This is a genomic window from Leeuwenhoekiella palythoae (assembly GCF_020310025.1).
GTDB lineage: Bacteria > Bacteroidota > Bacteroidia > Flavobacteriales > Flavobacteriaceae > Leeuwenhoekiella > Leeuwenhoekiella palythoae.
The window spans coordinates 426,421-441,186 of sequence record NZ_CP084318.1; the positions used below are offsets into that span (position 1 = coordinate 426,421).

Genomic DNA, 14,766 nt, shown 5'->3' on the forward strand with positions numbered 1-14,766 from the left:
AAAGCCTGATTTTATTGTGATTTGCAAAAGTACAGCTATTACCGTAAAACAAGAAACATTAACTTTTTAATATTGTGATTTAACGTGCAATTAACAGCCTAGATTAATCGCCCCTTATACATTTGAGCAATTTTTAAAAATTAACCTATTGCATTACCTCTATCTCAATCTTTTATGAGCGTTAAGCTACTTTTAGCCACCTTTCTATCCCTATCGTTACTAGGTTGCTCTGAGCAAACGCATAAAGCAAAATCCGGAACGTATCTGGGAGGAGAAATTGTAAATCCCACTTCTAATTTTGTGCTTCTGCGCAAGAACGACAGGCTTATTGACAGCATTAAGTTAGATCAAAACAACCGTTTTTTATACAAGATTGAAAATGCACAAGAGGGACTCTATCAAATATTTCATAATGAAGGGCAAATAATATTTATCGAGCCCAACGATAGTTTAATGTTACGGGTGAACACCTACGAGTTTGACGAAACCTTGACCTTTTCGGGTTTTGGTGCTCCTCGCAACAACTTACTAGTCGAACTTTTCTTGCTTAACGAACACGAGAATGAGCTCATGCTTCAGGATGAGATTTATCAGCAAGACCCGGAAACCTTTAGCAAAAGCATCGCCTTACTCAAGGCAGAGCGTGAGAAGATTCTACAAGACTTTTTAAAGAAAAATGAAGCAGACGCCTATTTTGAAAAAATAGCCGAAACCGTAGTGAATTACGATTTTTACGCGCGTAAAGAAGTTTACCCAATGTCGCATTTTGGTGTTGACCGGGTAGCCTTTTTAGAAAGTCTTCCGCAGTCGTTTTTCGATTATCGAAAGGATGCAGATTTTAATGACGCGAGTCTGTTAGAGCTTTATAGTTATCAGCGTTTTCTGATCAATTATTTCAATCAAGCAGCCTTTAAAGACTATTATAAACAAGAAGCCTACGACCCGTTATCCTTTACACATAATTTGCACAAGTTGCGATTGATTGATTCCCAAATCGAAAACGACTCTGTTGAAAGCTTTCTACTCACCAGAACTATACGCGATTACCTGGCAAACAGCAACGACAAAAAAGGTGGACAAACCTTGTATGACATGTATATGGAGCGCATAGCTTCTAAAGATGATAAGTTGATTATACAAGAGCTTTATGAATCCAATAAAAATATTGAGACCGGTAAGCGTATCCCTAACGAAAAACTGGTAAATTTTGATAATGATACTTTAAGTTTTGAACGTATCATCACGAAACCTACATTTATTTTCTTCTGGTCGTCTTCCAGAAAATCGCACGCCATCAGAGCACAGAAACTCGCCTCTTCACTACAACAAAAATATCCTGAGTACTCTTACCTCGCCATAAATGTCAATGACAGTTATGACAACTGGCAGAACACGGTTTCTCGTTATAATTTTGATAGTGCAAAACAGTATTATTTTAAAGATTCTTTTGATGAATTAGCAGAAGACCTAGCGCTAAACAGCTTGCTGAAAACGTTTATCGTAGACCGCAATGGGATTATCATCAACGCGCACGCTAATATATTCAGCTCTAACTTTGAGCAAGAACTTTTAGAAGCATTGAATCAGTAATGCGTATTGGATCGCGCAAGTGAACATTAGATACAGTCGATTTAAAGGTCTTTCAACCTTTAAAGGAAATCCATAAAAAAGCCTGCGTGATGCAGGCTTTTCTAATTTATCTTAAAGCTAAAGGATTAGCTATTTCCCTTCTTATAATCTGCTAAGAATTTCTCTAGACCAATATCGGTTAAAGGGTGTTTTAGTAAACCTTCAATAGAGCTTAATGGTCCGGTCATAACATCTGATCCTAATTTAGCGCAATCAATTACGTGCATGGTGTGACGTACAGATGCTGCTAAAATTTGTGTTTCAAACGCATAGTTATCATAAACCAAACGAATATCTGAAATCAATTGAAGTCCGTCTGTTGAGATATCATCTAGACGTCCTAAAAATGGTGATACGTAAGTAGCTCCAGCTTTAGCAGCAAGCAACGCCTGCCCTACCGAAAATACTAGTGTACAGTTAGTTTTTATTCCTTTATCGCTAAAGTATTTTAAAGCTTTAATACCGTCTTTAATCATAGGTATTTTAACTACGATCTGCTCGTGAAGTGCTGCTAACTCTTCACCTTCTTTGATCATTCCGTCAATGTCAGTAGCAATAACTTCTGCACTTACATCACCGTCAACTAAGTTACAGATGTCAACATAGTGTTTTAAAATATTTTCTCTACCGGTAATACCTTCTTTAGCCATCAAAGATGGATTAGTAGTTACCCCGTCAAGAACACCTAGTTCTTGAGCTTCTTTAATCTGATCAAGATTTGCTGTATCAATAAAAAATTTCATGTGAAGAATTTAGATTATCTAATATTTGTTGTTCAAAATTACGCAATATAATCGTTAATATTTAAGAACAAGACGTTTAAAACCTGTTAAGTGTTGATTTTACACTAAATTAACCTTCAATCTACAATTTATAGTGATTGAGCAGCAAGCGCTCGTAGATTTTACTCGGCAGCACACCTTTGAGAAAAACCGAAATCTTCTGCATAAAAGCACCTACTTTATAGTGCACTTTTGGTTCTTTTTCGGTAATAATTGAATAAACGGCTTTACCCATTTTCTGAGGATCCTCACCGTGATCTACGTGCTCGTCCATTAAAGCGAGTGATTTGCCGTAGTTTTCTTTATACGGTGAAGTTTCCTTTAAAGGTGCGTGATAGCGCCCGGAAGCAATATTCGTCGCAAAATCTCCGGGAGCTACATTGGTGAGTTTTATATTAAACTCTTTTAATTCCATTCTTAAGGCTTCGGTGGTCAATCCTAATGCGCCTTTAGTTGCAGAATATGCGCTACGATACGGTAATCCCATATACCCCGCAATAGACGTAACGTTAATGATGAGTCCGCTGCGCTGCTCACGCATTGCAGGTAAAACCGCTTTAATGACTTTTAACGGACCAAAATAATTTGTTTCAAAAATAGATTTGAGCTCTTCCTCCGGAATTTCTTCTAAAGGACCGGTAATTCCCTTTCCGGCATTATTGATAAGCACATCAATGCGCGACTCCTTGGCGAGCACTGCAGCTACGGCAGCTTTAACCGTTTCACCTTGTGTTACATCTAAAGCAAGAAAATGCACTCCATTTACGAGTTCATTTTTGGGGTTTCGGCTTGTGCCGTAAACGATAAAACCTTTGGTGACTAAAAATTCTGCGATAGATTTCCCGATTCCTGAAGAGGCTCCTGTGATCAAGACTACTTGAGACATATTAATAATTTAGAGCGGGGAAAATACGTAATATTAGGGCATAAAAAAAGGCAAGCTACCTACATCACACCGCTACGACCATCTACCCTTGCTGCGTTCCCGCCCTGGGGGAATTCGACAGGAGCTGGTTGTGTAGGACTTGCCGGCTGCAAATATACAGCAATAGAACAGTATACCAAACGTTTTTTAAACTGAATTTATTGATTTAACTTGACCACAAAATTTAAAATCCCATGCGCATTTATAACCTTCTCGCTGTCTTTATTTTAAGCCTTACTTTACTGGCTTGCGGCAACGGAAAAGATTTAAGTAAAAGTTTTAAACTTACCCTAAATAAGGCCGAAAACAGTCTTAAAAATGGCGATCAAGTGAGCATAAGCCTGAAGTCAAAAGGAGAAATCCCTATCGATTCTGTGATTTATAAACTGGATGGTGCAGTCTTAGGAACCAAAACAGATTTAAGTCCTCTGGAGATCGCTTTTGACGTAACTAAATTAGGAGCCAAAAATTTGAGCGCGCAGGTCTATGCCGAAGGAAAACAAGCCACGCTAAATTCTAAACTTACCTTTTTAGCTTCTGAAACTCCTACGCTATATACCTATGAGATTGTCAATACCTACCCACACGATAAAAGTTCGTACACGCAAGGTTTAGAATTTCACGATAATATATTATATGAAAGCGTGGGAGAATATGGTGAATCTGGTCTGCTTAAAACCGAGTTAGAAACCGGAAAAATCTTGGAGCGCAAAGATCTTGAGAAAAAATATTTCGCCGAAGGCTTAACGGTGATCAACAACCAACTTGTTCAATTGACTTGGCGTGAGAATGTAGGTTTTGTGTATGACTTGAATAGTTTTGAAAAAACCGACACCTTTAATTACGGAAAAAGCAAAGAAGGTTGGGGATTGTGTAATGACGGTCAGGTGATCTATAAATCTGACGGCACCGAAAAAATATGGCTGCTTGACCCGGAAACTTTTGCCGAACAGGAGTATATTCAAGTTGTAGATTCTAAAAAACTACGCTCTAAATACAACGAACTGGAGTGGGTAGATGGTAAAATCTACGCTAACAGTTATCAGTTTGATAGCATTTCGATAATTAACCCAACAACAGGAGCGATCGAGGGTGTGGTAGATCTACGTCCGCTAAAAAAGGAAATCAGCTCCATTACCGATGCCGATAATGAAGTGCTAAATGGTATTGCATACAACGCAGCGACAAAGCAACTTTATGTTACCGGTAAACACTGGGACAAGCTGTTTGAAATTCGTTTGATTAAGAAATAACTACTTTGAAAAACCTGCTAAAATGTAGTCTTTTAAGTGCTCTTGTCGGTTTCGGGCTGCTCCTGCTTCATTCGTGCAGAACAGATTTCGAACCCAGCCGAAGCACGGGGAACTTAGAATTCTCAAGAGATACTATTTTTTTAGACACGGTTTTTTCAAACATTGGTAGCAGCACCTATAGTTTTAAAGTTTACAACCGATCTAACGAACTCATTAGCATTCCTCAAGTACGACTCGCGCAAGGCGAAAATTCGCAATACCGGCTCAATATAGATGGAATTCCGGGAAAAACTTTTGAAAATGTAGAACTGCCTGCTAAAGACAGTATCTATGTTTTCATGGAAACCACAGTTGACGCTTCACAGCAAGATGAAAATCAGTTTTTATATACAGATCAAATCCTTTTTGATTCTGGAGTTTACGAGCAGCAGGTAGCATTGGTCACCCTTATTCAAGACGCTATTTTTTTATATCCTGAACGGAATGCTCAAGGAATCAAAGAAACCTTGACTTTAGGCACCGATGAAGATGGCAACCCGATAACCATTGAAGGTTTTATTTTAGAAGAAGATCAACTTGTTTGGACGAATCAAAAACCTTATGTGATCTATGGCTATGCCGGTGTTGCAGGCGAACAAACCTTACGTATTGAAGCAGGAGCGCGTATTCATTTTCACGAAAATAGCGGGATCATACTGAGTAACGGCGCCAGGCTGGAAGCCAACGGAAGTTTAAGCCAAGATCCTTATCGTTTAGAAGGTGAGATCATTCTGGAAGGAGATCGGCTGGAGCCTGAATTTAGTGCTGTTCCCGGGCAATGGGGCACGCTGTGGTTCACCCCGGGAAGCACTGCACGTATGCAGCACGTTACAATTAAAAACAATGCGATTGGCATTTTGGCTGAGGGACATTCTAACACCAACACCCCTGACCACTACTTCAAAAATGTTCAGATTTATAACACGGCTTCGGTAGGGCTTTACGGTGTAAACGCTTCTATATTAGGAGAAAATCTCGTGATAGGAAATTCCGGAATTTCTAATTTTTGGGCTCGACAAGGTGGAAGTTACGAGTTTGTACACAGTACATTTGCTAATTATTGGAATCGAAGTTTTAGAAATACGCCTTCGGTACAATTGGCGAATTTTTTAGAAACCGAAGACGAACTGTTGATCGCTGATCTTACTAAAGCCCAATTTACCAATTGTATCATCTACGGAAACGCAACAAGAGAAATAGGACTCGAAGCAGTGGATGCAGCAACATTTCAGTATAATTTTTCAAATAGCTTAGTGCGATTTGAAGATCCTTTTAATGATTTTACTGCTAACCCTTTATATCAGTTTGCTAACGAAACTTTGTACACCGATATACTTTTAAATGAAGACCCTAATTTTGAAAATACTTCTCTAAACAATTATAAAATCATCGCTCCTTCTGCCGCTAGGGCTTTGGGAAATGAAAGCGGTGCAATTCAGGTACCCACAGACCTTTTAGGCATTGCCCGAGAAGAACACATAGATTCCGGAGCCTATCAAGCAACCGACAATGAAAATTAGTGTATGAATTATAAATACCTCTTACTAAGTCTTTTTTTTGCATACACTTCTATCTACGGGCAAGCTCCTGAACTCACCGCTGCGGGAGATCAAGTGTATTGTCCGTTGACTTCAATTCCTATTGCTACTGATTTTGAGCTTAATAATCCCGCAGGAACGGTGATCGATGCGCTTTACATTCAAATTTCTTCGGGCTATGAGCAAGGAAACGATTTTTTAGAGTTTCCCAACCTCAACCCTAATATCACCCAAAGTTTCAATGAAGCAGACGGAAAACTTACACTTCGTTTTTCTTCAACTATAACCAACGCTGAAGTTATTGAGGCGGTTGAAGCAGTAACCTTTAGAAGTGATGACGCTTCGGTGAGCGGAAAAAAAGAGTTTTCTATCAGTATTGGTCAAGCCAATTACCTCCCCTCATCTGATCATTATTATGAGTATGTACCTGCCAATCTTATTACTTGGCAAGATGCAAGGATAGCAGCACAAAACAGAACCTATTACGGCCTTCAAGGCTATCTCGCAACCATTACAACACTAGATGAAGCTGTTTTGTGCGGAGAACAAACTCAAGGTGCCGGCTGGATTGGCGGCACCGATGAAGCTGTAGAAGGCGTTTGGGAATGGGTAACGGGACCAGAAGGTCTAGCTGGCGGTGTAGAATTTTGGAGAGGTGGCCCCGGCGGTAGCACCACAACTTTCGCATATTGGAATCCGGGAGAACCAAACAATACTAACGGTGGAGAAGACTATGCGCATATCACCGCTCCTGGAGTTGGCATTGAAGGTTCTTGGAATGATTTAAGAACCACGGGAGAAACCAATCCGCTTTTTCAGGCAAAAGGATATATTGTTGAATATGGCGGAATGCCGGGTGATCCTGTATTAAAAATTGCAGCAGCTACTCAAATTCGTATTCCTGTCACTTCAGCTACCGGAGATTCGCGGTGTGGTCCCGGCGTTGTCACATTGGATGCGACTACAAATGCCGGTGAGTTGCACTGGTATGATAGTCAAAGTGGAGGAAATCTTTTATTTACGGGCACTCAATTCACTCCAAATTTAACAAGTTCGCAAACCTTTTATGTGGCCGCAGAACCTGTAGGATGTACTTCCGGAAAAAGAAGAGCGGTTGAGGCAGAAATTCTCCCGGAGGTTGCAGCCCCCAATCAGATCACATTTTCTAATTGTGATGAAGATGGAACGCCTGACGGATTTGTAGATTTTAATTTACAACAAATCATTCCGTATTTAACAGCTGATCCTGCTGTTCAGATAACCTTTTACAGCACGCGTTTTGACGCGGATACTAATTCTGGAAGCAATGTTTTAACAACGCCTTATAACAATGCTTCCGGCAATATAATTTATGCATATATTTTCAATAGTGCAGGATGTTCTGCAGTTTCTGAAGTGCAGCTACAGGTTTCCACCACCTCTTTTCCTAATGGTTTTTTATACAATTTAACCAGCTGCGACACCGATGCTCAACAGGATGGTTTTATGGATTTTGACCTCAACGAAGCTTCTTCAGCAATGCTGAATGTGTTTCCGTCAGGGGCTAATCTTGAGGTCTCCTATTTCCGTTCTGAACAAGATGCTCTCTTAGCTCAAAATGAAATAAGCACCGCCAGCTTCTACCAAAACGAGGTTGCTTACAATCAAATCGTATACGTGCGCGTTGAAGATCAAAATTCTGGTGGATGTTACGGAGTGGGTCCGCATTTAGAGCTTCAGGTAGAACCACTCCCAATTTTTGATGTCGTTAATGAGGGCAAATTTTGCAGTAACGCGAGTTCGTTTACCTTAGAAACCGAAAATGCCCAAGGTGTTTATAATTACAGTTGGTATGATGCTTCAAACACACGCATAAGCACATCGGCTCAGGTTACCGTTACCACCCCGGGAATTTATACAGTCACCGCAACTACAACTTACGGTTGCATTTCTGAACCTAAGCAAATTGAAGTTATCGCTTCTGAAGCTGCGCTGCTCGATCTAGAGAATATTGAAGTTATTCAGGAAAACGGGAGCAACAGTATACATATTGCTGATTTAAGCATGCTGGGAATTGGGGATTATGAATTTGCATTGGGCGATCCCATAGGTCCATATCAGACAGACCCGACATTTGAAGATGTTGCTATTGGTTTGCAAACCTTATACGTGCGTGACCAGAACGGTTGCGGAATAAGCAGTATTGAAATTCCTGTGCTAGGTTTCCCAAAGTATTTCACGCCAAACAATGATGGTTATCACGATACTTGGGGAGCGCAAGGTGTTGCTTCAAATGAATTTTCTGCGATTCAAATTCTTATTTTTAATAGATTCGGAAAGCTCTTAAAAACGCTTTACGATTTCAATTCGAGCTGGGACGGCAGCACACGCGGTAGCAACCTTCCGGCAGACGATTATTGGTATAAAGTGCTTTTGACAAAAACAGACGGATCTCTTGTAAATTATCAAGGTCACCTAACATTAAAGCGCTAAATGGAAACGGATTCCCCAAATCAAATCGCTGTTTTTAGTTATGGCACCCTTCAAGATCCTGAAGTTCAAAAGGAACTATATAACCGCGTGCTTGAAGGTCAACCTGATCGCCTTTCAGGTTATATTTTGGAAAGCATTAATCTTCTCGATTCTTCCTTCAATTATATCTCCTACCCCATCGCAAGCCCAACCGGTAATCCGCAGGATATTATTGAAGGTTTTGTTTTCTACTTATCAGAGCACGAATTAAAGATCACTGATACTTATGAGAGTGAAGCTTATGAGCGAGTCCAGATTAAATTAGATTCTGGTATTGAAGCGATTGTCTATCAAACTCCTATTTGTTAATTTTTTATTAAAAAATTATTTTGAATAATAGTATTCTAGTCAATCTCGACTCATTTTTAAGTCATTTGCGCCTCAATTTTCTAATTCTAAAATTCAATTGGTTTATATCAAAGGCTGTTAGTCTAAAAAATTGACAATTTATCTAGGCTTTTAATCGACTTTCGGATTAACGTTCATTTTTATAGATGAACAACCACAAAATGCTGTTTTACAAAAGTTTAATTTCTGCTTGTTTAATTTTAAACTAGAAATCAGAATTTTATGAGCAGAAAGCTACTCTTTTTCCTTCTTATGATTTGTGCCAACCTGAGTATTGGTCAAGGTTTAAGTCACTTAGATGGTACGGTGAACATCTCTTTAGAAGATGAAACCATCGATGCCACATACACATTAAGCAATCTACCTGTGGATACACAGACCTTGTCGTTTAGACTCAATGAGTATATCAAGGTGAAATCGATCTCCCTAAATGGTGAGCGCATTGCCTCTAGCAAAGTTCCTCACAACTGTACTGATTGTTTGATCTATAACGTTCTGGTAGGCTGCGAGGTGGTAATCACGCCACAATCTACACTTACGATTGTTACCGAGGGAAAGTTTAAAAATTTTGATAGCGAAGGCGGAGCAAAACGTTACAAAGGGCAATTAGTATATTCTAACGGTGTTCTAAGAGCGACCAATTCAGATAAATGGTATCCTGAGATCGTCAATAAATCGAGTAATATCTCAGATTATATGGATCCTTTTAATTACACCTATAGTATTACCGCTAATTGCGAAGATTGTGATAAAATTTATATAGGTAAAGGGCAACCGCAGCCCAGTGGGTCTAAATTTACAAATGCCCAGGCAGAAGGAGATTTAGTTTTGTTGGCCGGTAATCTTGAATATCAAACCGGAAAATATGCTAATTACATAAATGTTCCTCAAGAAGCCATCCCCGCACTTGAGGCTAAGTTTGCTAAAACCCGTGGATTTCTAGAAGAATTGACCCAAGTAGCACCCAATGACAAAGTAGTCTATGCGCAAGTAAGTTCGCCGGTGTATGGTAATGAATCTACATACAATACGATCATCAACACCGGAGCGCAGGTTGACGTTAAAAAAATAGACGATGCCATTGAAGAGGGTGACGCCTACTTTTATATGGCAAGTGCCTTTAAACCGGAAAGTCAGTTAGATCGTATGCTGCTTCAATCTTTAGCGAAATATGTTAAACTGCGCTATCTGAAAAAATACAGCGTTGATCAATACAATAACCTAAACTCTTTCTTAGAAGGAAACACTTCTAATGCCGGTCTGGCTTCAGAGAGACGCGAACTTAGAGCGTTGCTTATTTCTCCTGAGCAGTTTAAAATTTTGGAAAACGAAATCGGAGAAGCAGAAATGAATACGTTCATCTCTAATGTTTTTCAGAATTTGAGAGTAGGTAAACGCAGTATGCAAGCATTTACAGATAGTTTCAATCAAATTCAACTTGCTAATAAATCAGAACGTTTTGCTCAATTAGAGAAAAACCTGCAAACACAATTCGAATTAAGATCAACAATTCCAGATGCACGAGAAGTCATTACAGAATACTAACACATAAACTCGGGGCAACTCTTAATAGCCATTCGCTGAGAAAATTATTATTTTGAGCCAGCCTTGAGGAGATTATACCCTTTGGCGGCGCCAAAAAAAAAAGACCCGCAACTTGCGGGTCTTTTCAGTTTTAATTGAGAAGATTCTCAAACTTCCCAAATTTGGTATTCATAACACTTAAAGCCTTAGAATAATTTAAAATGCGGTCAACCGTCTCTTGAGTCGGTTTTAAATTGTTGTCAAGCGCGCACGCTTTTTTTGAGTAAATGTTTTCCATTAAATGACGTTTGGTTAATAGTCCCTATATAACGCACACTTTCTGGATTTAGTCTATCTTAATTTGTTAAAACTATATTGTTTTTCTCAATCACTTTCCGCAGGTTGATCAGTGCATAACGCATACGACCTAGAGCGGTATTGATGCTCACATCAGTGCGCTCTGCTATCTCTTTAAAACTCATATCTTTATAGATGCGCATCACCAAAACATCGCGCTGATCTTCAGGAAGTTCGTCAATAAGTTTACGTACATCTTCTTCCACCTGATCTTTGATAATTCTTTTTTCAGCATTTAGATCTGGATCTCCTAAAACAGAAAAAATATTGAAGTCCCCCGTGTTATCAAATTTTGGCATTCGCTTATTCTTTCTAAAATGGTCTATAACCAGATTATGCGAAATACGCATTACCCAGGGTAAAAATTTACCCTCTTCATTATAACCACCGCGTTTTAGCGTGCGTATGACTTTTATAAAGGTGTCTTGAAAAATATCTTCGGTTACATCACGGTCATAAACCTTTGAATAAATAAAACTATATACTCGTTGCTGATGTCTCGAAATTAATATAGAAAGTGCCGACTCGTCGCCTTTAATATAGCTGCTCACCAGAGTCGCGTCTGTAGTTAACATTTCTTCCATAAAATTACTTTTGTAGGTTAAATTTGGCCTTAGGGCCGGTAAAAATTTTAAAAAGTAATTTTAAGGTATAGGTGTTCTGTTAATGTTAATACAAACCAAATATAACAACTTTCATTCCAAATAAACAACACGTCCTGTACAATTTTAACATTAACAGGACGTTGGCCAAATCTTTGAGCGCGTATCAATCCTATAAATTATCTTTGCATACCTATACAAATTGCTATGATTGTTGACGTTTCAAAAGCCAACCCTAAAGAGAATATTATCATTAAAGGGGCCAAGCTTCATAACCTAAAAAATATAAATACCATTATTCCACGTAACAAGCTGGTTGTGATTACCGGTTTGTCTGGATCAGGAAAATCAAGCCTCGCTTTTGATACGCTTTATGCCGAAGGTCAGCGCAGGTATGTAGAAAGCCTGTCGTCATACGCACGGCAGTTTTTAGGCCGACTTAACAAACCAAAGGTTGACTATATTAAAGGTATTGCACCCGCGATCGCTATCGAGCAAAAGGTAAACAGTACCAATCCGCGCTCAACCGTAGGAACATCTACTGAAATTTACGATTACCTCAAATTACTTTTTGCCCGAATTGGGAAGACCTACTCTCCCATCTCTGGTGATGAGGTTAAGAAGGATACCGTGACCGATGTTGTAGATTATGTAAAGCAGTTTGATGAGCGTAGCAAACTCCTATTACTTGCTCCCTTTCTGGTTGAAGAAGGACGCAAAATTGAAGAAAAACTCAATATCCTTCAGCAGCAAGGTTACGCACGGATCAAAGTCAATGACACCGTCATACGTATTGATGAAGCCGGAAGCATCAAAAAAACAGACAAACTCTTTCTAGTGGTAGACCGAATCATCAAAAAAGATGATGAAGACTTTTACAATCGCTTAGCTGATGCCGTGCAAACGGCATTTTATGAAGGTAAAGGAGAAGCTTTTATTGAAGATCTTGATACTGGTAAGCAACGTCACTTTAGCAATAGTTTTGAATTGGACGGCATGAGCTTTTTAGAGCCTAATGTGCATTTATTCAGTTTTAACAATCCTTATGGCGCTTGCCCTACGTGTGAAGGTTACGGTGATGTGATTGGTATTGATGAAGATCTGGTTGTTCCAAACACAGCACTTTCGATTTATGAAAATGCTGTATTTCCTTGGCGTGGCGATAGTATGAGTTACTATCGCGACCAACTGGTAAACAACGCTTATAAATTTGATTTTCCTATTCACAAACCTTATTTTGAGCTCAGCGACGCGCAAAAAGAGTTGCTATGGAATGGAAATCAGTATTTTGAAGGTATTCACCAATTTTTTGAATTTTTGGAGTCCAAAGCGTATAAAATTCAAAATCGGGTGATGTTGTCACGCTATCGCGGAAAAACGCGTTGCAAAACTTGTGGTGGCAAACGTCTGCGTAAAGAAGCGAATTATGTCAAAATTGGTGGAACCACAATCACAGACCTTGTTGGGCTTCCGCTGAACAAAGTGGCTGACTTTTTTAAGAATCTTCAACTGAGTGAACACGATAGCAAAATCGCAAAGCGTCTGCTCACCGAGATTGAGAGTCGATTAGAATTCCTGTCTAAAGTAGGCTTAAATTACCTTACGTTAAACCGAAAATCAAATACCCTTTCTGGAGGAGAATCTCAACGAATCAACCTTGCGACTTCATTGGGAAGCAGCCTTGTGGGATCTATGTATATACTAGACGAGCCTAGCATTGGCCTGCATCCGAAAGATACCGAACGTCTTATAGAAGTTCTTAAAAATCTTAGAGATTTAGGAAATACAGTGATCGTTGTAGAACATGATGAAGACATTATGAAAGCAGCAGATGAGATTATTGATATTGGTCCGGAAGCCGGAACTTTTGGTGGCGATGTTGTTGCTGTGGGCACGTATGATGAGATTCTAAAAAGTGAATCGCTTACCGCAAAATATCTCAATGGTGATCTTGAAATTAAAGTCCCTGAAAAACGCCGGGAATCTAAATATTATGTTGAGGTCAAAGGCGCACGAGAAAACAACCTGAAAAATATAGATGTACGTTTTCCATTAGGAATGTTTGTCGCAGTAACCGGAGTTTCCGGAAGTGGTAAAAGTACGCTGGTAAAAAAACTACTCTACCCTGCCCTACTTAAAGAAACCGGCGGTTATGGTGAGAAAGTGGGCCAAATGACCGGGATTGAGGGGAAGTTTGATAATATCAATCATATTGAGTTTGTAGATCAAAATCCTATTGGTCGTTCCTCACGTTCCAATCCTGTTACCTACATCAAGGCCTATGATGATATTCGTTCGCTTTTTGCCGGTCAGAAATTGAGTAAGATCAGAAATTTTCAAACCAAACACTTCTCCTTTAATGTTGATGGGGGGCGTTGCGAAAATTGTAAAGGCGAAGGCGAAGTCACCATTGAGATGCAGTTTATGGCAGATGTGCATCTAGAATGTGAAGTGTGTAAAGGGAAACGCTTTAAAAAAGAGGTGCTTGAGGTTACGTTTGAAAACAAAAATATTGATGACATACTCAATATGACCATCGATGATGCTATTACCTTTTTTAAAGAGCACAAGCAAGATAAAATTACCCGCAAGCTTAAACCCTTGCAAGATGTGGGCTTAGGCTATGTCACTTTAGGGCAAAGTTCGTCTACCCTTTCTGGTGGCGAGGCACAGCGTATCAAGCTCGCTTCCTTTTTAGTCAAAGGCACTTCCAAAGAAAAGAATCTATTTATTTTTGACGAACCTACTACAGGTTTGCACTTTCATGATATTCAGAAATTGCTTACTTCCTTTCAGGCATTGATCAAAAAAGGACATTCTATTCTTGTTGTTGAACACAATTTAGACCTGATCAAATGTGCAGATCACGTAATTGATTTAGGTCTTGAAGGTGGCGAAAACGGCGGATATCTCATCGCTTCAGGAACCCCGGAAGAGGTTGCTAAAAATAAAAAATCATATACTGCTCCTTATCTAAAAGACAAACTTTAATGGAAAATAACATATCATAGGCAAGTTTGTCTCCCGCGACCGGGCAGTTCTATAAAGCATTATTTGGAAACCAATTTTCAATTTTTAGGCATCTCGATAACTTTCGGGGCGGTATAGTAAAACCCTTTGTAGTGCCCATAAAATTGTAAAACAGTCAAGAGGTGTGAAAAATTCACACCTCTTTTTTTTATTTTAAATTATTAAATTTCAGACACTTAAATTCCACAGAACTCTTCCCCAGTACTATCACAAATACGTAATTTTAAT

11 protein-coding genes and 1 other RNA gene are annotated in these 14,766 nt (G+C 39.2%); 7 read left to right on the top strand and 5 right to left on the bottom strand.

Annotation, left to right across the window (positions count from 1 at the left end; all coding sequences use genetic code 11):
- Positions 1-174 precede the first annotated feature (174 nt).
- On the top strand, positions 175-1,590 hold the full coding sequence (locus LDL79_RS01800) for a TlpA family protein disulfide reductase (RefSeq protein WP_225598938.1): 1,416 nt from the start codon (positions 175-177) through the stop codon (positions 1,588-1,590).
- Positions 1,591-1,715: 125 nt separating this feature from the next.
- Here the strand turns inward: LDL79_RS01800 and fsa are convergent, their stop codons facing one another.
- The 3 genes from fsa to ffs form a co-directional block, all read right to left on the bottom strand.
- Positions 1,716-2,372 carry a fructose-6-phosphate aldolase gene (gene fsa, locus LDL79_RS01805; protein WP_009779592.1) on the bottom strand — a complete coding sequence of 219 codons (657 nt, stop codon included), beginning with the start codon at positions 2,370-2,372 and terminating at the stop codon, positions 1,716-1,718.
- A 121-nt stretch (positions 2,373-2,493) separates the two neighbouring features.
- On the bottom strand, positions 2,494-3,297 hold the full coding sequence (locus LDL79_RS01810; protein WP_225598939.1) for an SDR family oxidoreductase: 804 nt from the start codon (positions 3,295-3,297) through the stop codon (positions 2,494-2,496).
- A 45-nt stretch (positions 3,298-3,342) separates the two neighbouring features.
- Positions 3,343-3,442: signal recognition particle sRNA small type (ffs, locus tag LDL79_RS01815), an RNA gene on the bottom strand.
- An 88-nt stretch (positions 3,443-3,530) separates the two neighbouring features.
- Between ffs and LDL79_RS01820 the strand changes: the two genes are divergently transcribed.
- The 5 genes from LDL79_RS01820 (at position 3,531) to LDL79_RS01840 (ending at position 10,570) form a co-directional block, all read left to right on the top strand.
- Positions 3,531-4,589 (top strand): glutaminyl-peptide cyclotransferase, encoded by a 1,059-nt coding sequence (locus LDL79_RS01820; protein ID WP_225598940.1) that lies wholly within the window; start codon positions 3,531-3,533, stop codon positions 4,587-4,589.
- Between the two features lie 5 nt (positions 4,590-4,594).
- A complete protein-coding gene (locus LDL79_RS01825; protein ID WP_317197759.1) occupies positions 4,595-6,148 on the top strand; it encodes a hypothetical protein in 1,554 nt (517 codons plus the stop codon).
- Positions 6,149-6,151: 3 nt separating this feature from the next.
- Positions 6,152-8,638 (top strand): T9SS type B sorting domain-containing protein, encoded by a 2,487-nt coding sequence (locus tag LDL79_RS01830; RefSeq protein ID WP_225598941.1) that lies wholly within the window; start codon positions 6,152-6,154, stop codon positions 8,636-8,638.
- On the top strand, positions 8,639-8,986 hold the full coding sequence (locus tag LDL79_RS01835; RefSeq protein ID WP_225598942.1) for a gamma-glutamylcyclotransferase family protein: 348 nt from the start codon (positions 8,639-8,641) through the stop codon (positions 8,984-8,986).
- Positions 8,987-9,247: 261 nt separating this feature from the next.
- Complete coding sequence (locus LDL79_RS01840) at positions 9,248-10,570, top strand: hypothetical protein (RefSeq protein ID WP_225598943.1); 1,323 nt, start codon at positions 9,248-9,250, stop codon at positions 10,568-10,570.
- Positions 10,571-10,700: 130 nt separating this feature from the next.
- Here LDL79_RS01840 and LDL79_RS01845 read toward each other — a convergent pair whose 3' ends face one another.
- Together LDL79_RS01845 and LDL79_RS01850 are read right to left on the bottom strand one after the other, a co-directional pair.
- The gene (locus LDL79_RS01845; RefSeq protein WP_164916945.1) at positions 10,701-10,847 is read right to left on the bottom strand and encodes a hypothetical protein; all 147 of its coding nucleotides are present in this window, start codon (positions 10,845-10,847) and stop codon (positions 10,701-10,703) included.
- Positions 10,848-10,905: 58 nt separating this feature from the next.
- Positions 10,906-11,490, bottom strand: coding sequence for an RNA polymerase sigma factor (locus LDL79_RS01850; RefSeq protein WP_072984659.1), 585 nt, complete (start codon positions 11,488-11,490; stop codon positions 10,906-10,908).
- Positions 11,491-11,715: 225 nt separating this feature from the next.
- Between LDL79_RS01850 and uvrA the strand changes: the two genes are divergently transcribed.
- Positions 11,716-14,499, top strand: coding sequence for an excinuclease ABC subunit UvrA (gene uvrA / locus LDL79_RS01855; RefSeq protein WP_225598944.1), 2,784 nt, complete (start codon positions 11,716-11,718; stop codon positions 14,497-14,499).
- Positions 14,500-14,766: the final 267 nt, after the last annotated feature.